Source organism: Cloacibacterium sp. (genome assembly GCF_047601505.1).
In the GTDB taxonomy this organism is placed as follows: domain Bacteria; phylum Bacteroidota; class Bacteroidia; order Flavobacteriales; family Weeksellaceae; genus Cloacibacterium.
The window spans coordinates 2,208,962-2,229,657 of record NZ_JASGJD010000001.1 but is presented as its reverse complement, the minus strand read 5'-3'; the positions used below and the strand labels follow the sequence as shown (position 1 = coordinate 2,229,657).

The 20,696-nt window shown below is 30.7% G+C and carries 21 protein-coding genes and 1 pseudogene; 10 read left to right on the top strand and 12 right to left on the bottom strand.

All coding sequences use genetic code 11. The features are described from left to right. Positions 1 to 19 precede the first annotated feature (19 nt). Both QM746_RS10245 and QM746_RS10240 read left to right on the top strand, forming a co-directional pair. Entirely contained in the window at positions 20 to 868 is an 849-nt protein-coding gene (locus tag QM746_RS10245; protein ID WP_414984133.1) for an aldose 1-epimerase family protein, read from the top strand. Positions 869 to 931: 63 nt separating this feature from the next. Further along, positions 932 to 1,621: a Bax inhibitor-1 family protein gene (locus QM746_RS10240; protein ID WP_414984132.1), complete on the top strand. Its 690-nt coding sequence runs from the start codon at positions 932 to 934 to the stop codon at positions 1,619 to 1,621. Between the two features lie 29 nt (positions 1,622 to 1,650). Here QM746_RS10240 and QM746_RS10235 read toward each other — a convergent pair whose 3' ends face one another. Then, positions 1,651 to 1,965, bottom strand: a complete 315-nt coding sequence (locus QM746_RS10235) for a DUF4286 family protein (RefSeq protein ID WP_414984131.1) — start codon at positions 1,963 to 1,965, stop codon at positions 1,651 to 1,653. Positions 1,966 to 2,009: 44 nt separating this feature from the next. Between QM746_RS10235 and QM746_RS10230 the strand changes: the two are divergent. The 3 genes and pseudogenes from QM746_RS10230 (at position 2,010) to QM746_RS10220 (ending at position 6,646) form a co-directional block, all read left to right on the top strand. Next, positions 2,010 to 2,381: pseudogene (locus QM746_RS10230) on the top strand (DMT family protein). 228 nt (positions 2,382 to 2,609) lie between these two features. Then, positions 2,610 to 5,192: a DNA gyrase subunit A gene (gene gyrA, locus QM746_RS10225; RefSeq protein WP_414984130.1), complete on the top strand. Its 2,583-nt coding sequence runs from the start codon at positions 2,610 to 2,612 to the stop codon at positions 5,190 to 5,192. A gap of 62 nt (positions 5,193 to 5,254) precedes the next feature. Further along, positions 5,255 to 6,646 carry a tetratricopeptide repeat protein gene (locus QM746_RS10220; RefSeq protein WP_414984129.1) on the top strand — a complete coding sequence of 464 codons (1,392 nt, stop codon included), beginning with the start codon at positions 5,255 to 5,257 and terminating at the stop codon, positions 6,644 to 6,646. A 45-nt stretch (positions 6,647 to 6,691) separates the two neighbouring features. Here QM746_RS10220 and QM746_RS10215 read toward each other — a convergent pair whose 3' ends face one another. Next, the gene (locus QM746_RS10215) at positions 6,692 to 7,345 is read right to left on the bottom strand and encodes a metal-dependent transcriptional regulator (RefSeq protein ID WP_414984128.1); all 654 of its coding nucleotides are present in this window, start codon (positions 7,343 to 7,345) and stop codon (positions 6,692 to 6,694) included. Positions 7,346 to 7,573: 228 nt separating this feature from the next. Between QM746_RS10215 and QM746_RS10210 the strand changes: the two genes are divergently transcribed. Then, positions 7,574 to 7,993 (top strand): nucleoside-diphosphate kinase, encoded by a 420-nt coding sequence (locus QM746_RS10210; RefSeq protein WP_414984127.1) that lies wholly within the window; start codon positions 7,574 to 7,576, stop codon positions 7,991 to 7,993. A gap of 49 nt (positions 7,994 to 8,042) precedes the next feature. Here QM746_RS10210 and QM746_RS10205 read toward each other — a convergent pair whose 3' ends face one another. The 3 genes from QM746_RS10205 to QM746_RS10195 form a co-directional block, all read right to left on the bottom strand. Then, on the bottom strand, positions 8,043 to 8,324 hold the full coding sequence (locus QM746_RS10205) for a hypothetical protein (RefSeq protein ID WP_414984126.1): 282 nt from the start codon (positions 8,322 to 8,324) through the stop codon (positions 8,043 to 8,045). Positions 8,325 to 8,338: 14 nt separating this feature from the next. Beyond that, entirely contained in the window at positions 8,339 to 8,989 is a 651-nt protein-coding gene (gene rpe, locus QM746_RS10200; protein WP_414984125.1) for a ribulose-phosphate 3-epimerase, read from the bottom strand. Positions 8,990 to 9,111: 122 nt separating this feature from the next. Then, the gene (locus QM746_RS10195; RefSeq protein ID WP_374364448.1) at positions 9,112 to 9,978 is read right to left on the bottom strand and encodes an RNA polymerase sigma factor RpoD/SigA; all 867 of its coding nucleotides are present in this window, start codon (positions 9,976 to 9,978) and stop codon (positions 9,112 to 9,114) included. A gap of 158 nt (positions 9,979 to 10,136) precedes the next feature. Between QM746_RS10195 and QM746_RS10190 the strand changes: the two genes are divergently transcribed. Together QM746_RS10190 and QM746_RS10185 are read left to right on the top strand one after the other, a co-directional pair. Continuing rightward, the gene (locus QM746_RS10190; RefSeq protein WP_414984124.1) at positions 10,137 to 11,168 is read left to right on the top strand and encodes a threonine aldolase family protein; all 1,032 of its coding nucleotides are present in this window, start codon (positions 10,137 to 10,139) and stop codon (positions 11,166 to 11,168) included. A 23-nt stretch (positions 11,169 to 11,191) separates the two neighbouring features. Further along, positions 11,192 to 12,532 carry a M28 family metallopeptidase gene (locus QM746_RS10185; RefSeq protein ID WP_414984123.1) on the top strand — a complete coding sequence of 447 codons (1,341 nt, stop codon included), beginning with the start codon at positions 11,192 to 11,194 and terminating at the stop codon, positions 12,530 to 12,532. A gap of 61 nt (positions 12,533 to 12,593) precedes the next feature. Here the strand turns inward: QM746_RS10185 and QM746_RS10180 are convergent, their stop codons facing one another. Beyond that, positions 12,594 to 13,403, bottom strand: coding sequence for an enoyl-ACP reductase (locus tag QM746_RS10180; protein ID WP_374364456.1), 810 nt, complete (start codon positions 13,401 to 13,403; stop codon positions 12,594 to 12,596). Between the two features lie 265 nt (positions 13,404 to 13,668). On the opposite strand from QM746_RS10180, the gene QM746_RS10175 reads away from it, so the two are divergent. Further along, on the top strand, positions 13,669 to 14,223 hold the full coding sequence (locus QM746_RS10175) for a DNA-3-methyladenine glycosylase I (RefSeq protein ID WP_414984122.1): 555 nt from the start codon (positions 13,669 to 13,671) through the stop codon (positions 14,221 to 14,223). A 99-nt stretch (positions 14,224 to 14,322) separates the two neighbouring features. Continuing rightward, on the top strand, positions 14,323 to 15,765 hold the full coding sequence (locus tag QM746_RS10170; protein ID WP_414984121.1) for a LuxR C-terminal-related transcriptional regulator: 1,443 nt from the start codon (positions 14,323 to 14,325) through the stop codon (positions 15,763 to 15,765). Positions 15,766 to 16,037: 272 nt separating this feature from the next. Here the strand turns inward: QM746_RS10170 and QM746_RS10165 are convergent, their stop codons facing one another. The 6 genes from QM746_RS10165 to QM746_RS10140 all read right to left on the bottom strand — a co-directional run bounded on the left by QM746_RS10165 (position 16,038) and on the right by QM746_RS10140 (position 20,692). After that, positions 16,038 to 16,892: a nucleoside phosphorylase gene (locus tag QM746_RS10165; RefSeq protein WP_414984120.1), complete on the bottom strand. Its 855-nt coding sequence runs from the start codon at positions 16,890 to 16,892 to the stop codon at positions 16,038 to 16,040. A 154-nt stretch (positions 16,893 to 17,046) separates the two neighbouring features. Continuing rightward, positions 17,047 to 17,370 carry a translation initiation factor gene (locus QM746_RS10160; protein ID WP_414984119.1) on the bottom strand — a complete coding sequence of 108 codons (324 nt, stop codon included), beginning with the start codon at positions 17,368 to 17,370 and terminating at the stop codon, positions 17,047 to 17,049. Between the two features lie 8 nt (positions 17,371 to 17,378). Then, the gene (locus QM746_RS10155) at positions 17,379 to 18,182 is read right to left on the bottom strand and encodes a polysaccharide biosynthesis/export family protein (RefSeq protein ID WP_414984118.1); all 804 of its coding nucleotides are present in this window, start codon (positions 18,180 to 18,182) and stop codon (positions 17,379 to 17,381) included. A gap of 51 nt (positions 18,183 to 18,233) precedes the next feature. Beyond that, positions 18,234 to 18,998, bottom strand: coding sequence for a glycosyltransferase family 2 protein (locus tag QM746_RS10150; protein WP_414984117.1), 765 nt, complete (start codon positions 18,996 to 18,998; stop codon positions 18,234 to 18,236). Between the two features lies 1 nt (position 18,999). Continuing rightward, positions 19,000 to 19,554: a WcaF family extracellular polysaccharide biosynthesis acetyltransferase gene (locus QM746_RS10145; RefSeq protein ID WP_414984116.1), complete on the bottom strand. Its 555-nt coding sequence runs from the start codon at positions 19,552 to 19,554 to the stop codon at positions 19,000 to 19,002. Then, positions 19,547 to 20,692 (bottom strand): glycosyltransferase, encoded by a 1,146-nt coding sequence (locus QM746_RS10140; RefSeq protein ID WP_414984115.1) that lies wholly within the window; start codon positions 20,690 to 20,692, stop codon positions 19,547 to 19,549. The genes QM746_RS10145 and QM746_RS10140 overlap by 8 nt, the downstream gene beginning before the upstream one ends. Positions 20,693 to 20,696: the final 4 nt, after the last annotated feature.

The window sequence follows — 20,696 nt, the reverse complement described above, 5'->3', positions numbered from 1 at the left end:
TTTAAAAAAATAATAATTAATGGAAATTACAATTCAAAACCAAGCCATAAAAGCAGTTATTAAATCAAAAGGAGCAGAATTAAGTTCGCTTCAAAAAGATGGTAAAAATTATATTTGGGAAATTAATTCCGAATTCTGGAACAAAACATCACCTATACTTTTCCCGATTGTGGGCGCTTTAAAAAATGGCGAATATTTTCACGAAGGAAAGGTTTACAAACTTTCAAGACACGGTTTTGCGAGAGATTTTGAATTTGAAGTTATTGAAAATAGTGAAAACGCTGTAGTTTTTTCGTTAAAAAGCAATGAAGAAACGCTTAAAGTATATCCTTTTCACTTCGAATTGCAACTTTCTTACATTTTAGAAGGCAATAAATTAATGGTAAAATACGAAATTATAAATCGTTCTTCCGAAAAGATGTATTATTCTATCGGCGCACATCCTGCATTTAATATTGATGGGAATTTTGAAGATTTTTCTTTGATTTTTGATGATGAAAAAGATTTAGAAACGTACAAGTTAGAACAAGATTTATTTTCTGGAAAAACTGAAATTTTAAAACTAAACGGAAATGTTTTGCCATTACAATATGAACTTTACGAAGAAGATGCGTTAGTTTTCAAAAATTTTGCAACAAAGTCTTTAACCTTAGCAAAAAACAATGAATCTGTAATGAAAGTAAGCTTTTCAGATTTTCCATATTTGGGAATCTGGACAAAAAAAGATGCTCCATTTATTTGCATAGAACCTTGGTTAGGCATTGCAGATAACGCAAATGCTTCGGGTAAAATAGAAGAAAAAGAAGGCATCCAAATTCTGGAAAATAATTCCAAAAAACAGATTGCTTGGTCTGTAGAACTTTTTTAGAGTTTTGTGATTTAAAAAAAAGATATAACTTTAACCTTTAAAATAATTAAAAAACATTTAACTATGGAATTCGAAAACACATTAGTTTCTCAATCTTCTGAGATTGAAAGAGCAGAATTTTACAAAAAAACTTATCTGCATGTTGGCTTAGCTATTTTAGCATTTGCCGGACTTGAGTATTTATTATTATTTAATATTCCCGAAGATTATATAATTATGATGGTTTCTAACAGACTTTCGTGGTTATTTATCTTAGGTTTATTTTGGCTGGGGTCAATTTTAGCTAATAAATGGACTCTTTCTCAGAGTAAAAACGTTCAATATTTAGGGCTTTTATTTTACATTGTACTAGAAGCTGTTATTTTCTTGCCTTTAATTTATATAGCCGCAATATATGCAAACGGAATTGAAACAATTAAACAAGCTGGGCTAATGACTGGTGTTTTGTTTTTGAGTTTATCAGCTCTTGCTTTTTTTGGTAATAAAGATTTTTCTTTTTTAAAAAATATAATCGTTATTGGAGGTTTTCTTGCTCTGGGAGTAATTGTTGTAGGAGCTATTTTTGGCTTTAATTTAGGTTTATGGTTCTCTTTTGCAATGGTAGGCTTAGCTTCTGCGAGTATTGTTTATCAAACTCAAAAATTAAATGATGTTTACACGCCTAATCAATATGTTGGGGCTTCATTGCAGTTATTTGCATCTATTATGCTTTTATTTTGGTATATTTTAAGGATTTTATCCAGTCGAAAATAAAAATTCTCTCTCATAAAAAAATCCAGATTTTAGAATCTGGATTTTTTTGTATTCAGTTGCGTTATAAAAATCATTACTGTTTCTCCGAATTGTTTTCCGATTTTTTCGGAAATATTTAAAAGTTCGGTTTCTGTAAATTCTTGCCTTTTGGCATCGTTCTCGAAAACCAAAAGCAGATTGGTATTTTTGCCTTCTGTAAGCATTTCGGTTTCTACTTCAGAAAGAATGTATTTTTCTACATCATAAAGATTTTCAACCAACTTTATTAATTCTGTATCAACATATTGCTCCCAATTACTTAATTCACTTTCTACAGTGTGAAAGGTTATACTTAAAACGCTCATTTTTTTCTTAATTTTGAAAATTATTTCGCAAAAATACTTAAAAAATGACAAAAGGCTTTTTCACCATCATGTTATTGGTAATTTCTAATGTTTTTATGACGATTGCTTGGTATGGTCATCTTAAATTCCAAGAGTGGGGCTGGTTGAAGAAAACGGCGCTTTGGTCTGTAATTTTAATAAGTTGGGGATTTGCCTTGTTCGAATATATTTTCCAAGTTCCTGCTAATAGAATGGGATTTAAAGAAAATGGCGGACCTTTTTCTTTGTTTCAATTAAAAGTAATTTAGGAAGTGATTACATTATTGGTTTTTACGGTTTTTACAATTATTTTTTTCAAAACAGAATCTTTAAAATGGAATCATTTGGCTGCATTTTTCTGTTTAATTTTAGCGGTTTACTTTGTTTTCAAAAAATAAAATCGAAAGAAATCCTTTAGCTTAATTCTACTTTTCATTAAAAATTAACTTGAATTTAATTTATTGTTCTACAATTGAAATATATCATGTTTGTGGATAATAAATCTGTAAAAATTTTAGGCATTTTCGTGTAATTTTCGTATATTCGTGCGTTCTTTAAGAAATAAAAATTAAGAAATCAATCAAAATAATTAATAGATTGATTTTCATTTAATTAAAAAATAAAATATGCATAAAGAAGGAGAAAGACTGATTCCTATCAACATTGTTGATGAAATGAAAACGTCTTACATAGATTATTCTATGTCGGTAATTGTTTCCAGAGCGTTACCAGATGTAAGAGACGGCTTAAAACCTGTACATAGAAGGGTATTTTATGGTATGTATGGTTTAGGTGTTTTTTCAAACAGAAAATATTTAAAATCTGCGAGAATTGTAGGGGATGTTTTGGGTAAATACCACCCACATGGAGATTCTTCTGTTTATGATGCAATGGTAAGAATGGCGCAGCCTTGGAGTTTACGTTATCCACAAGTTGACGGACAAGGTAACTTCGGTTCTATGGATGGAGACCCACCTGCAGCAATGCGTTATACCGAAGCTAGATTGAAAAAAATCTCAGACGAAATTCTTTCAGATTTAGACAAAGAAACGGTAGATTTTCAAAACAACTTCGACGACTCTCTTACCGAGCCTAAAGTTCTTCCTACTAAAATTCCAAATTTATTGGTAAATGGTACTTCGGGTATCGCTGTAGGGATGGCTACCAATATGGCACCTCACAATTTAACAGAATCTATAGATGCAATCTGTGCCTATATAGATAATAGAGAAATTACTATTGATGAATTAATGAAGCATATTATTGCTCCAGATTTTCCAACCGGTGGTATTATCTATGGCTATGACGGTGTAAGAGACGCTTTCCACACAGGTAGAGGCAGAATTATACTTAGAGCTAAAGTAAACTTCGAAGAAGTACACAATAGAAACGCTATTATTGTAACCGAAATTCCTTACCAAGTAAACAAAGCAGAGATGATTGCCAGAACTGCTGAATTGGTGAAAGATGATAAAATTCCTGGAATTTATGAAATTCGTGATGAATCGGACAGAAATGGACTTAGAGTAGTTTATGAACTGAAAAATGATGCCATCCCGAATGTAGTTCTTAACTTATTATATAAATATACTTCTCTACAAACTTCTTTCTCTGTTAACAATATTGCATTGGTAAAAGGAAGACCAGAGCAATTAAATTTGAAGGATATTATTCATCATTTTGTTGACCACAGACACGAAGTAATTGTAAGAAGAACGCAGTACGAACTAAGAAAAGCTAAAGAAAGAGCCCACATCCTTGAAGGTTTTATGAAGGTAATTGGCTCTCAAGAATCTTTAGATAAAGCTATTGCCATCATTCGTCACTCTGCAAATCCTCAAGAAGCAAAAGAAGGATTAATTGCAGAATTTGAACTTTCTGAAATTCAGGCACAAGCTATTCTAGATTTAAGACTAGCTCGTCTTACAGGTATGGAGCTTGATAAAATTCGTGCAGAATACGAAGAAATTATGGCTCTCATCAAAGATTTGGAAGATATTTTGGCAAACGAACCAAGAAGATTTCAAATCATTAAAGACGAACTTCTTGAAATTAAAGAAAAATACGGAGACGAAAGACGTTCGGAAATAGATTACTCTGGTGGAGAAATGTCTATTGAAGATTTAATTCCAGACGAAAAAGTAGTTCTTACAATTTCTCATGCTGGTTATATCAAGAGAACGCTTCTATCTGAATATAAAGTTCAAAGTAGAGGAGGAGTTGGTAACAAAGCGGCTACAACAAGAGATGCAGATTTCTTAGAATACATCGTTTCGGCTACCAACCACCAATACATGATGTTCTTTACAGAAAAAGGTAAATGTTTCTGGTTGAGAGTTTTCGAAATTCCTGAAGGTTCTAAAACCGCAAAAGGTAGAGCAATTCAGAATTTAATTAACATAGAACCAGACGATAAAATTAGAGCTTACATTAGAACCAACGACCTGAAAGATGCAGATTACGTTAATTCTATGTATCTTGTGATGGTTACTAAAAATGGTATCATTAAGAAAACTTCTTTAGAACAGTATTCTAGACCAAGAGTTAATGGTATTAATGCTATCGAAATTAGAGAAGACGACCAATTGTTAGAAGCAAAACTTACTACAGGTTCTTCAGAAATTATGATTGCAACAAGAGGTGGTAAATGTATCCGTTTCCCAGAAGAAAAAGTGAGATCTGTAGGTAGAACTTCAATTGGAGTTCGTGGTATAGACCTTTCTGAAGGAGATGAAGTAATTGGTATGATTGTTGTGAATGACTTGGAAAAAGATTCTGTATTGGTAGTTTCTGAAAGAGGTTACGGAAAAAGAACCGCTGTAGAAGATTACAGAATTACCAATAGAGGCGGAAAAGGAGTTATTACACTTAACATTACCTATAAAACAGGAGACCTTATTGCAATACAATCTGTAACAGACGAAGATGGATTAATGATTATTAATAAATCTGGAGTTGCCATCAGAATGGGATTAGATGAACTAAGAATTATGGGCAGAAATACTCAAGGTGTTAGATTAATTAATCTTAAAAACAATGATGAAATTGCAGCTGTTGCCAAGGTAACAATGGATAAAGATGTAGAAGAAGAATCTGAAGAAACTTTGGAAACAGAAGGCGCAGAGAGCGAATCTCAAGCAACACCATCTGTAAATCCAGAAGAAACAGATTCTAAAGAAAACTCTTTAGAAAACGACAAAGAAGAATAATAATTATATTAACAAAAGGACAAGTCGTGGCTTGTCCTTTTTTTTAAATCAATTTTAGCGTTATGAAAAAAATAATTTTAAGTGTAGCAGTACTTGCTTTCAGTTTTTCATTTGCACAGAAGAAAGAGGTTGCCTCTGCTTTTAAGGCTATTGAATCAGGAGATTTAACTACTGCTAATGCTCAAATTTCTGCTGCAGAAGCTAGTTTAGGAGGTAAGACTTATTTGTTAGAACCTGCACTTTTAGAACAGTATTATTACACAAAAGGAATTGCTCTTGTTAAAGCAGGTAAAACATCTGAAGGAGCTGAAGTTTTAGCAAAAATAAGCGAACTAGGAAAAGAAAAAATCTACACAGGTAAAAATGCTGAAAAACAAAAAGTTTATTTTGTAGGAAAAGCTGCTGCTGATGCTTCTGGTGTAACTGGTCTTAAAGAAGAAACTTATGTGCCTACTACCACTCCAAAAATTGGCAATGAAGTAAATTCTATCATTAACAAAATTAATGATGAAACCATGAAAGCTTACAATGCTAAAAGCTATGCACAAGCTGGAAAAGGCTTCTTAGAAATTTATAACCTGTTGAAAGCTGCAGGTAGTGATGATAAATTATACAAATATTACTCAGCGTTAGCGTATGCTCAAGGAAATGTATCTGATGAATCTTCAAAATTATTCTCAGAACTAATTAACGAAGGCTACACAGGTGTAAAAACTGAGTATAAAGCTAAAAATAAAAAAACTGGACAAGTAGAAAACTTAGACAAAAACTCTTTTGAGCTTTACAAAAAAATGGGTGCTACTGCAGATTATACAGATTTCAAAATGGAAAACACCCCAAGTGTAGAACAAGAATTGTATGAAACTGCTGCTTCTCTTTATGTAGATGCAAAAAAATACGACGAAGCGCTTTCTTTAATTGATAAAGGTTTGGCTAAATTCCCAAAAAGTTCTAAACTTTCAGAATTAAAAGGAACAACTTACTATAAATCTGGTAAAATGGACCAATTCTTAAATAACTTAAAAGAACAAGTAGCAAAAGATCCTAACGATAAAGTAAGTTGGTATAATTTAGGAGTTCTTTCAAGTAAAGATCCTTCAAAATTAGCAGAAGCAGAAGGTTATTTCAAAAAATCTTTAGAGATAGACCCAGCTTATAAAGAAGCTTTACAAGGGATAATTTTTAATGTTTATATTAGCGCTGATGATAAAGCTATTGATGCTATTGAAACTGCTAGAAAAGCTAAAAAAACAGAATTGTACAATAGATTATTGAGCGAAAGAAGAGAAAGATTTGCTAAAGCTCTTCCTTTTGCCGAAAAATGGTATGCTCTTGAACCTAAAAACATTGAAGTGGTAAGCTTGTTAAAAGGGCTTTATTTAACTTCTCACAACGATGCAAAATTCCAAGAATTGAAAGCGGTAGAAGCTGCTCTTAATGCTGCTGGAAAATAATTTTAAAAAATAAAATTGTATAAAAGCCCTGAGATTTCGGGGCTTTTATTTTTTAGTAACCAATAATTTCTCACAAACCATTTTGCTCAAAGATTCTTTTTTGTTATTGAATAAAATAGTGAAAGAAGAATCAAATTTCTCAATAGATAATATTTCTATTTCAATTCCTAAAGATAACTCGCGTTGGTTGAGATAATTTAAAAAATCGTCTGTAGAAATGGTAACGGAGCGTAAGGTAACTTTGTCACCAATGATACATTCACTTAATTTACTAAAATCTTGATTAATGATATTTCCATCTTTATCAGGAATTGGTTCACCATGAGGGTCAATTTTAGGATAATTGAGAATCTCATCCATTTTATCAAAAAAAATCTCAGATTGTATATGCTCTAGTTGCTCTGCAATTTCGTGTACATTTTCCCAGCCAAAGCCCATCTTGTCAACCAAAAACATCTCTGTAAGCCTATGTTTTCTTACTACTCTTGCAGCCTCAATTCTTCCTTTATCTGTAATTTTAATTGGTTTATAAGACTCGTAAATAACCCAGTTTTTTTGAGAAAACTTTTTAATCATGCTATTCACAGATGGCATTTTTATGCCAAGAAATTTACTCAATTCATTTATAGTGACATTTTGTTCATCATCTATTAAGTGAAAAATTGCTTTAAGATAATTTTCTTCTGTAAGAGAATTCATAAGTTAGAAGATTATGAAGGCAAATCTAACATTATTTATTGAAATAAAAAAACCTCCAATTTGCATTGGAGGTAAAAACTAATAACCATGAAAACTCAAATTAAACATGAGAATCGTTATTGATATTGCAAATAACGTGCCAAAAAAGAAAATGGCGTCTCGTTGAATAAGTTTCCTTTGCAAAAGTACAAAAAAATATTATACATTTGCAAAAAAATATTAAAAAAAATGATAAGTAACATTACATTTACGATGATTAAGCCAGATGCTGTAGCTGATGGGCACATTGGAGCAATCTTAAAAATGATTGCTGATGCGGGTTTTAAGTTCAAAGCACTTAAATTAACTCAACTTACAGAAGCTGATGCTAAGAAATTTTATGAAGTTCATGCCGAAAGACCTTTTTATGGAGAATTGGTAAATTTCATGTCTTCAGGGCCAATTGTAGCAGCTGTTTTAGAAAAAGATAATGCAGTAGAAGATTTTAGAAAATTAATTGGTGCTACCAATCCTGCTGATGCGGAAGAAGGCACTATCAGAAAAAAATATGCGAGAAGTGTTGGAGAAAATGCTGTACATGGTTCAGATTCTAACGAAAATGCTCTTATTGAAGCTCAATTTCATTTTTCTGGAAGAGAGATTTTTTAATTATTTTTCCTAAATAATAACAAAAAAGTTCGAGAGATTTCTCGAACTTTTACTTTTTATCTTTGATAAACTCGTCAATATCAGGTGAAGCATCTACTTTTGAAATAAAATTTGTAGCGCCATATTTTTTTGACATTCTATTTGCTAAGTATATCCCAAATATAATTCCGAAAACAATAAAAAATCCAAAAAGAAAATCTCCTAAATCATTTTTAAAATAGATTTTTAAGAAAAACCCTACAGCAATGCCAAAAAGAGTAGGTGAAGCAACTATTTTTAGCCAAGAAATTACATCTATTATTCTTTCAAAAAAAGATTTATTAGTTTCCAATATCTATATTTTTTTTAAACTTTCAAAAGTTCTATTGTTCTTTCAGGATTTTCACTGGCGAAAACGGCATTCCCAGCAACCAAAACATCTGCACCAGCTTCAAAAAGTTTTGCTGCATTATCTGTATTTACACCTCCATCAATTTCAATTAAAGCGGTAGAATTATTTTCAAGAATTAACTCTTTGGTTTCTCTGATTTTTTTGTAAGTGTTTTCTATAAATTTTTGTCCACCAAAACCAGGATTTACACTCATTAGAAGTACCAAATCTACTTCTGCAATGATGTCTTCTAAAACCCAAACTGGAGTAGAAGGATTAAGTACAACGCCAGCTTTTGCTCCTTTATCTTGAATAAAATTAACGGTTCTGTGAAGATGTGTACACGCTTCATAATGCACCGAAACCAAATCTGCGCCATAATTGATGAATTCTTCTACATATTTTTCTGGTTCTACAATCATCAAATGTACATCGATGAATTTTTTGGCGTGTTTTTGAATGGCATTCATCACCGGGAATCCGAAAGAAATATTCGGAACAAATCTGCCATCCATTACATCTACGTGAAACCAATCTGCTGAAGAATTGTTCACCATTTCTATATCGCGCTGTAAATTACCAAAATCTGCAGCTAAAACAGATGGTGCAATAAGTTTTGTTTTCATTTAAAATTTTTACTTTTTACAATATTATTTATCTCAATTTCTTTAGTTTATATAAACAAAAAAAAGATAGCTTTCGCTATCTTTTTGCTTTTTTGCTGATAGCAGAATTGCCCACAGCAGAATTATTTACCAAGGTAAGATTTCAAGATTTTGCTTCTAGAGTTGTGTTTCAATCTCTTAATTGCTTTTTCTTTAATTTGTCTTACTCTTTCTCTTGTTAAATCAAATGTTTCGCCGATTTCTTCAAGAGTCATAGGATGTTTTCCGTTTAATCCGAAATATAATCTTACCAAATCTGCTTCTCTTGGAGTAAGCGTTTGCAATGCTCTTTCAATCTCAATTTGAAGAGATTCTAGCATTAAATCTTTATCTGGACTTGGTGATTCTCCAGAACGTAATACGTCGTACAAGTTAGAATCTTCTCCTTCAACTAATGGTGCATCCATTGATAAATGACGACCAGAGTTTTTCATAGATTCTTTAATGTCTTCTTCGCTCATGTCTAGAACTTCTGCCAATTCTTCTGGTGAAGGTGGTCTTTCGTTTTCTTGTTCTAAGTGAGCATAAGCTTTGTTAATTTTGTTGATAGAACCAATTTTGTTCAACGGTAATCTTACAATTCTAGATTGTTCTGCCAAAGCTTGCAAAATAGATTGTCTAATCCACCAAACTGCGTACGAAATAAATTTGAAACCTCTGGTTTCATCATACCTTTTAGCAGCTTTCATGAGTCCTAAGTTTCCTTCATTAATTAAATCCGGAAGAGATAAACCTTGATTTTGGTATTGTTTAGAAACTGAAACCACGAAACGCAGATTGGCTTTAATTAATTTTTCTAGAGCTGCTCTGTCTCCGTTTCGGATTCTTTGAGCTAAATCTACTTCTTCATCTGCGGTGATGAGTTCTACTTTACCAATTTCTTGTAAGTACTTGTCTAGAGAAGCAGTTTCTCTATTGGTAACTTGTTTTGTTATTTTAAGCTGTCTCATATTCTATTCTAACTCTCTATCTAGAGTTCTATATTATTATACGATTTTTTATATTAAAAGGTTACAATTGATTTAAAAATTCTATAATATTTTTTTTAATTAATAATTTCTACCTTTGTTTAGTACTAATTTTATAAATCTTTATTGAAACGTAAAAAATGAAATTTTCTTTTAAAAATGATTATTCCGAAGGTTGTCACCCCAAAATTTTAGAAGCTTTATCAAAATATAATTTAGACCAACAAAACGGTTATGGATTAGATATTTACTCTGAAAACGCAGCAAATATTATCAAAGAAAAATCTAATTCGCCAGATTCTAAAGTTCATTTTGTAAATGGCGGAACTCAAGCCAATTTAATCATAATTTCGAGTATTCTAAAGCCTCACGAAAGTGTAATTTCTGCGCATACTGGTCACATTTTCACCAACGAAACAGGCGCAATAGAAGCAACAGGACACAAAGTTCATGGTGTAGAAACGTTAGACGGAAAGTTAAGACCAAAAGATATTCAAAGCATTTTAGATGTTCATACCAATATTCCGCATCAGGTGAAGCAAAAGTTGGTTTATATCTCCAATTCTACAGAAGTTGGAACAATTTACACCAAAAAGGAGCTAGAAGAATTATCTCAATTTTGTAAAGAAAAAAATCTTTACCTTTTTATGGACGGAGCCAGATTAGGACACGCGCTCACTGCACAAAGTAATAATATCACTTGGGAAGATATTGCAAAATTAACTGATGTGTATTATCTCGGCGGAACCAAAAACGGTGCTTTATTAGGTGAAGCCATCGTAATTAATAATAAAGTTTTGCAAGAAGAATTTGGGTTTCATCTCAAGCAAAAAGGAGCAATGTTAGCAAAAGGAAGATTGCTGGGAATTCAGTTTCAAGAGTTATTAAAAGATGATTTATACTGGGATTTGGCTAAACATGCCAATACACAAGCCATGAAAATAAAAGAAGCTTTCAAAGAAATAGAGGCCGAATTTCTTGCAGAAACAGATACCAATCAAATTTTTCCAATTCTTGAAAATTCTAAAATTGAGAAACTTTCAGAACATTTTGATTTCTACATTTGGAAGAAAATAAATGATGAGAAATCTGCCATCAGAATCATCACTTCTTGGGCTACCTACAACGCCGTAGTCGAAAATTTTTGTAATGAAATATTGAAATTGAAATAAAAATCACCAACATAAAATTTGATATGAAAAAATTACTATTCACCTTATTACTAATTCCAGCGAGTTTCTTTGCGCAACAAACCGTTTCTAGAGACGCCGAAATTGCAAATTATGTTTCTGAAATAAGTTCTGATTCATTAAAATCTCACATCAATAAATTGATAAGTTTTGGCACTCGTCATACCATGAGTTCTACTACAGATGCTAAAAAAGGAGTTGGAGCTGCCAGAAATTGGGTGCTTTCAAAATTTAGAAATTATGCTAAAAATGCAGATGGAAGAATGGAAGTTTTTCTTCAAAATCAAACCATTCAACCAGACGGAAAAAGAATCAGTCATCCAACAGATTTAGGAAATGCAATTGCTATTTTAAAAGGCACAGACCCTAATGATAAAAGAATTTTTATGATTGGCGGACATCTTGATTCCAGAGTTTCGGATGTTATGAATGCTAAAGATTTCGCACCTGGAGCTAATGATGACGGAAGCGGAGTAGGTGCAGTAATAGAATCTGCCAGAATTTTAAGTAAGTCAAAATTTCCTGCAACAATTGTTTTTGTAGCATTTTCGGGAGAAGAACAAAGTTTACTAGGTGCAAAAATGCTTGCCGAAAAAGCAAAAACGGAAAATTGGCAGTTAGAAGCTTTGCTGAATAATGATATGATTGGGAATAATTTAACCAGTGAAACCAATTTAATCAATGCCAATCAATTAAGAGTTTTTTCCGAAGGTTTACCGCAATTTGAATTAGACAAAAAGGCACAAAGCATTAGAAATTTAGGTTTAGAAAATGATGGCGAAGCCAGACAATTGGCAAGATATATTAAAGAAATAGGAGAACGATATGTAGATAATTTAGAAGTGAAATTAATCTATAGAAATGATAGATTTCTACGAGGTGGCGACCACACTTCGTTTGTAAATCAAGGTTTTGCGGCGGTTAGATTAACCGAATTTAATGAAAATTACGACCACCAACATCAAGACATCCGAAAAGAAAATGGCAAGCAGTTTGGAGATTTACCAGAATTTATGGATTTTGAATATTTCAAGAAAAATGTCGGAGTTAACGTTTCGGTTTTAGCAAATTTAGCTAAAGCGCCATCAAAACCCGAAAATGTAAAGATGGAGGTAAAAGAATTAACCAATTTCACCACAATTCATTGGGAAAAACCAAAAAATGGCAGCGTTGCTGGTTATTATGTCTTAATGAGAGAAACAGATTCTTCTACTTGGCAAAAAAAATTTTTCACCCAAGAAAATGCTATAAAACTGCCTTATTCTAAAGATAATTATTTCTTTGCAGTACAAGCGGTAAACAGCTCAGGAAACGAAAGCCTTATCGTAATTCCTAGCGTCAAATAAAAACATAAAAAAACCATTCAATTTTCTTGAATGGTTTTTGGTTTATATATTTTGAGGAAAATTATTCTCCATTATATTTATCTACCACTTTTTGAGAAACTCCGGTATTGCTGAAACCACCATCGTTAAATAAATTCTGCATGGTAACTTTCTTTGTTAAATCTGAGAACATAGCAATACAATAGTTGGCGCAATCCAAAGCCGAAGCGTTTCCTAGAGGAGACATATCTTCTGCAAAGCCCATAAAACCACCAAAACCTTTTACTCCAGAACCAGCAGTAGTTACGGTAGGAGATTGAGAAATTGTATTTACTCTTACTTTTTTCTCTCCCCAATAATAACCGAAAGATCTTGCGATAGATTCTAGGTAAGATTTGTTATCTCCCATATCGTTATAATCCGGGAAAGTACGCTGTGCAGCGATATATGTAAGTGCAAGGATAGAACCCCATTCATTCATACAATCTTTTTCCCAAGCTGTTTTCATTACTTTGTGGAAAGAAACGGCAGATACATCCCAACCTTTTTCTAACCAATCATAATTAATATCTGTGTAATGTTTTCCTTTTCTTACGTTTACAGACATCCCGATAGAATGTAAGATAAAATCAATTTTTCCGAATTTTGCAATAGCAGCATCAAAAAGATTTCCTAAATCTTCCATAGAAGTAGCGTCTGCAGCAATAACTTCAGAACCTGTTTTTTCTGCTAAAGCATTTATTTCGCCCATTCTCATAGCGATAGGAGCGTTAGAAAGGATAAATTCAGCACCTTCTTCGTGGCAACGTTCTGCTACTTTCCAAGCGATAGATTGATCGTTTAGTGCACCGAAAATAATTCCTTTTTTACCTTTAAGTAATCCGTACATAATAATTTATTTTTGGCAAATTTAAAATAATTATTGCTTATCGCATAAAAAAAGAACCGATTTCTCGGTTCTTCTAAACAAAATTTGATTTTATGAATAACTATTATTAGGAAGGTAATAATCATTGGTTAAAAATATTGTACTTTTAACTAATACAAAATTAAACCTTGAATTGCAAAGAAAATGTTAAGCATTTCATAAAGTTTTATTAAAGTTTAAATATTTAAAAATCAGTTAATTAAAATAAATAATTAAAGTAATAGATAATATGGATAAAATAAGATGCACATGGTGCGGAAACGACGAACTTTACCAAAAATATCATGATGAAGAATGGGGGAAACCCGTATATGATGACGATACAATTTTTGAGTTTTTAATCTTAGAAAGTTTCCAAGCAGGATTAAGCTGGATTACAATTCTTAGAAAAAGAGAAAATTTTAAGAAAGCTTTCGATAACTTTAATTATAAAAAAATAGCTAAATATTCTGATGATAAGATTGAAGAATTAATGCAAAACAGCGGAATTGTGAGAAACAAACTCAAGATTTTAGCCACCATTACCAATGCTCAAAAATTTATGGAAGTACAAAAAGAATTTGGAAGTTTTTCTAATTACATTTGGGCTTTTGTTGACGGTAAACCTATTATAAATCAACCGAATACTCTAAAAGAAGTTCCGGCTACCACAGAAATTTCTGATAAATTAGCTAAAGATTTAAAGAAAAGAGGATTCAAGTTCATGGGTTCTACTGTGGTTTATGCTCACATGCAAGCAACAGGAATGGTGAATGACCATGTAAATGATTGCTTTACAAAATGAATTTAATAGATAAATTATAGGGCAAAAACTCTTTTATTTAGTTTTATATTACTAATTTGCAACCGAAAACGCTACTTTGACTATGAAAATCGGGATTTAATGAGGAGATATTTTTTATTGATGGTATTATTTTATTCGTTTGTTTTTGGACAAAAGGAAAATATATTGGTTCAAAAAATTAGAGACAACCAAACTCTTATGAAAAGTGATATGGATAAAGGTTATAAAGAACTTTTACCTTTAGAAAAACAAGCCAACAAAGAAAATAATATTAAAGCAAAACTTGAAGTACTTAATAATAAAGCATTCTATTACTTTACACAAGCTCAATACGATAAAGCGTATAAATATGCAAGACAGCTAGAAAAAAAAGCTTCTAAAACTAAAGACATAAGGCTTACAGCTATTGCGATGAATAGAGTAGGGATTACACTAAACTTTCTGGGAGCTTATAGCGAATCCGAAAATAAATTGCTTCAATCAAAAAAATATATTGAAAAAAATAATTTTGAAAATAAAAATTTGATTAAAGCCAATAATTTTCAGTTTTTATCAGATTTATATTCCAATATAGAAAATAGGCATCAGGCAATTTATTATATAAAAAAAACACTTCCAGAATACGAAAAAATAGAAAATCCTAAAGAGAGGAAAAAGCAAATTGTAAAAGGTTATGGCAATATTGGCTTAAAATATCTAGACCTAAATTTAGATTCTGCGGCATATTATTTTAACAAATCTCTCGCTTTACAAGATACTATTGAAATTAAAAACTATAATGTTTCCAATTATGTAGGGCTTGGAGAAGTTTATAACAAAAAAGGAGAGCACCAAAAAGCAATAGAATATTTAAAAAAAGCCGAAAATATTAATAATGTAGTTCAAGATGGTTTTTACATGACCGCAATTTATGAACTCATGCAAGATTCTTATAAAAAAACAGGTGATAAAACCGGTTATAGCAAATACAAATTACTCTATTTAGAAAATTTACAAAAAGAAAACGAAGAAAAACTAAATGGGGTAAATACTCTTGTAAACGAAGTTAAAAAAGAATCTCAAGATGTAATTGATGACAATAGAAAAAAAACATATTTAATTATAAGTTTCGCAATACTAACCAGTTTATCTGTCATTTTATTTCTCAATTTTCAGCGAAATTTCCGCAGAAAACAATTGGAAAAAGAAGAAATTGAAAAAGAACTTATAGACAAAGAAAAACAATTAGAAAATCTGGAAACTAAAGTAAGCGATTTGTTACACGAAGTAATGAATTTGGCAAAAGAAAATAGTGAAAAATTCTATCCACGTTTTTTAGATTTATACCCAGACTTCGAACAAAAGTTATTAGAAATTTCTCCTAAACTTACAAAGTCAGAATTAGAATTTTGTGCTTTACTTAAGCTCAATTTCTCTTCAAAGGAAATTGCAAATTATACTTTTATATCTGTTAGAACCGTTCAAAATAAAAAATATAGACTACGCTCTAAGTTAAACATTCCAAATACAACAGATACTAATGTATTTTTCAACATTATTTAGTATAGAGTAAGCTACTTTTTTGCAGTAAGATGAAAATATGAGTAGGTAATGAGTATTTGTTTTTTTTGCTTAAACATCAAAAATCATGATATTTGCACCATCAAAACAAAGGGAAAACACAAATGATAAAAAACAAAGCCAGTTAGATTTTTAACTGGTTTTATTTTTCCAAATAAGTTTTCTCATTTTAATTTAAACTAAATGAAAAAAGGTGTTAGTATTTTTACTAGCACCTTTTTGTTTATAAAGAGAAATCTTTTTCTACTAAGAGCCTATTTTATTACTCTTTCCAAAACCCATTCAATCATCATTTTTTCAGATTGATGATGGTCTGCAGCAAATTCGCCACGTCTTCTGTTTGCAATTACATTATTAATAGTAATAGCTTTGTGTCCTAACAATTTTGATAGCCCATAAATGGCAGAAGTTTCCATTTCGAAGTTGGTAACTCCCAAATCATTCAAAACCTCTAAAAATTGGTCGTCTGTAGATTTTAGACGAAGCTGTCTTCCTTGTGGAGCATAAAATCCTGGGAAAGTAGCCGTATTTCCTACATATTTAGCATCTTTGAAATAATCGTACTGAGATTCTGTCCAATCTGCAAAATAGAGGAGTGGTTTTATTTTTTCGTAAGGGAATTTTTCTAAAAAGTTTTTAGAAAATTCATTCTCAAATTCATAATCTACATAAAAATGCAAAAGACCATCTAATCCTACCACATTTTCAGAAACCAGCATATTATCCACTTCCACATCAGGATTTACACTTCCGCAAGTTCCTAAACGGAACAATTGTAGTGCAGAATGTTCTGTTTTGAATTCTTTTTTTTCTAAATCGATATTTACCAAAGCATCTAGCTCATTCATTACAATATCAATATTTTCTGTGCCAATACCAGTTGACATTACCGTAATTCTTTCACCGCGAAGAGTACCGGTATGAGTATAGAATTCTCTTTTATTCTTTTTTATCTCTACTTTATCAAAATATTGAGATACTTTCGGTACTCTATCTGGGTCACCCACCAAAAGAATTTTTTCTGCGATATCTTCTGGTTTTAAATTTAAATGATAAACGCTTCCATCTGGATTAAGTACCAATTCAGAAGCTGCAAGTTTATTTAGCATAATATATAATTTTTATAAAAAGGGTAGTAAATTTAAGAAGTTTTTATCTAAACAAGAAATTTTTTTTGAATGAATAAATTTCAACAAAAAAGAAAAAGCGAAAAAATAAATTTTCGCTTTTTATATATTTTGAATTCAAAGAGTTAGAGTTAATTTATCCGCCAACTCTTTTGGTTTTGTAGCCCAAATTTTTTAGAATTTGCATTATTTTATCTCGGTTATCTCCTTGTATAATAATTATTCCATCTTTCTCAGAACCCCCAATTCCTAAGGTGGTTTTTATTTTTTTTGAGATTTTTTTCAGTTCTTCATCGTTTCCTTCAAAACCTTCAACTAGAGTTACAGGTTTCCCATTTCTGCCTTTTTTTTCGTATTTACAAATTAAGGGATTCTTTTGCTCGAATTGTTCTTCTGGCATTTCAAAATCTTGTTCCTCATGCTCTGGGAAAAGATTTTTTAATTGGTCTCTTAAATCCATAAAAGAAATTATTTTTTAAATACCAAAGCCAAAATCGTAACAACAATAGACGCTACAGAAATATAAATTCCGGCATTAGGGTCTAATCTAGAGGTTTTAGATACAGTTTCGTTACCACTTACATAGATTACATCGTTCTGTTTCATCTGAAAATTGAGATAGTCGGCTTTTGTAAGATCTATTCTTGTTTTAGTAATTTGTCCGTTTTCGTTTCTTACCACCAATACATTATCTCTAATGCCATAATTGGTGAGGTCTCCCGCCAAACCTAACGCAGATAACAAAGTTGCATTACCATCGTTGATGGTATAAGTACCAGGTCTGTTTACTTGTCCCAATACGGTAATTTTATAATTAAGAGTATTTACATTTACTACTACAGGTTTTATAACATATTTCGTCATTCTTTGCTTTAAGTAGTTTGAAAACTGCTCAACGGTTTTTTCTTTGGTGTCTAAACTACCTAGAATAGGAAAATCTATCGTTCCGTCTGCTTTTACTGTATAAACAGGCATACTAGAAGAACTTCCTCTCATTTGAATATTGCTACTGGGCACTGTATTAACACTAGATTCTGTGGGCATTGCATTTTGATTAAATGGTGCAACAACATCCATATCATCAGCAGAAATTAAAATTCCCAATTGGTCTCCTGGTTGTATGGTAGATGAAGCATGTGCATTGGCTATCGAAGCTTCTGTAGTAAGCTCGTCTATATTTTTCATATAATTAAGCTCTGCTTTGGGCTTGCAAGAATGAATAAATATTAAAGTAATAAAAAGAAAAAGTGTTTTTGAAATAAGATTTTTCATTTGAAAAATTTTTGTTTTTATTTTAAAAGATTGTTTTATTAGTTTGTAAATTTAAGAATTTATTCTGAAAATTTTAGGTATAAGGTATTGAGGAATCTTTCTTGCAATTTTACAAAATAACGTAAAATATCCTAAAAGATTGTATTTTGAAATTATTTTTAAATCTTCATTAGATTTTAATTTTTGTAAAGAAATTGTTGTGCTTTTTCCTCCAAGTCTCATTTTCACTACCCAATTATTTAAAAATATTTTTTTAATTTTATCATTAAAAAACCATCTTAAAGATATTTCATAATCACTGGCTATTTTATAATTAGTTTGGTATTTCCCATAATTATCAAAAATTTCTTTCTTAACATAAATTGTAGTATGTAACGGAATCCATCCAAAATATAAATATATTTTTTTAAATGGCTTTGAAGGATATATACGTTTTACAAGATTTATATTGGTTCTATCTACATATTGTCCTTTTGCGTAAACTAAGTCGGCGTTACTTTTTTCAAAAACTGAAACAATATTTGATAAAGTATCATCATAAAAAAATAGATCATCTGAATGAAGTATTCCTATTATATCTCCCGTCGCTGCTTTAATACCTTTATTCAACGCATCATATAGACCATTGTCTTTTTCTGATATAAAATAAGAAATTTTATCTTTATATTTATTAATAATTTCCACTGTATTATCTTTAGATCCACCATCTATAATTATATATTCTACATTGGGATACACTTGTTTCAAAACAGAATTAATACAATCCTCTATACATTCTGAATTATTGTATACAATTGTTATTATTGATATTTTCATCTTATTTTATTAACTTTCTATCTCTTAGATTAATCGCTGGATTGCCTTGATAAATTTTGAATGCTTCCAAATTTTTTGAAGCAATACTTCCTACACAAAGAATTGAATGTGTTTTACATGTGACTCCAGGACAGACGATTGCTTTTGCACCAATCCAAACTCCATCTTCTAAAATAATTGGCGCATTTCTATAATCAAACGTAGGTAGTGTATAATCATGATTTCCTGTAAGTAACAAAGCTCCTTGCGAAATACAAACATTATTGCCTATTGTTACATGGTCTAAATTATCAATCCAAGAGTTTTCCCCCAACCATACATTATCACCAATTTTTAATTTCCATGGAAATTTAATATTAACATTATTTTTAATGATTAAACTTTTTCCAATTTTAGCACCAAATAATCTTAAAAAAAATATTTTAATCTTCATAAATGGATTCCATGATGCTTTTACAATTAAAGCATTAACAAAAAACCAAGTTAAAATTTTAATTTTACTAGCTTCCTTATCAAAAACTGATGAGTCAAAATTTTCTAAACGTGTTTCAATCATTAGGATCTAGGTATTTAATTAAATTTTCAACAAATATTTCTGGTAAATAGTTTTTTAAATAAGCATCTTTTGCACTATTACCTTTTTTATTCATATCCTCTAAAGATGTATCACTAATTTTTTTTAAGACTTCACAAATAGACTCATATGTGTCATCAAAAACAAATCCAGCATTACAATTTTCAATTACATCGTATATGTTTACCTGTCTTGTAATAGCTACTGGTTTTCCACACGCCATAGCTTCTACAATTGCGATTCCAAAATTTTCTTGGTGACTAGGTAAAATAAATAAATTAGCTCCATAAATTGCTGCCCATTTTTCATCACCTTGTAGCATGCCAGTAAAAATAATATTTTCTGATTGATAAGTTTTTATTAAATTTTGAGCATATAAAGAATCCAATGGTCCTGCAACTATTAATTTATAAGGAATTTTATCTATATTCATTTGATATGCTTTTAATAAAATATCAATACCTTTTTTATGATCAATTCTGCTTAGAAATAATAAATATTTATCATCTATTTTAAATTTATTATTAAAATTTATAATAGATTGTTGGTTATATTGAGGAGGAGGAGCAACACCTAAACCTATAACAAATTCTTTTTTGGCATTATAGCCATTAAAAGTTGTTCTTGCCAATTCTTTTTCTAAATTACAAGTGAACAAGATTGCATAAGAATTATTGATGAGTTTTTTTTCTAAATATTTCCAAAAAAAAATATTCCTGATTGCTTTAAATTTTCTTTCTGGTGCTTTCTGAAAATAGGGATCAAGCATACCATGAGGCATAACATAATATTTGAATTGATATTTTTGCCAAGCTTTATAAACAGCATAAGATTGATATTGCCATAAACCATGTATTATAATTTGATCATAATTACCAGAGAAATTATAAAGCCATTTCAATAAGGTTTTAGAATAACTCCATGATGTTTTAGAATCCCCTAATGCGTGTATCTTAAATTGTTCATTTTTTATATACTTTTCATTTGGATTGTCTAGACATAAAACCTCATTAGTAAAATTAGAATTACCTTTTTCTAAGCCATAAATAATATCTCTTACAGCTTTGCATACACCTCCTAATTTGGGATTAAGGCTTGGTATTATATGTAATATTTTCATTTTT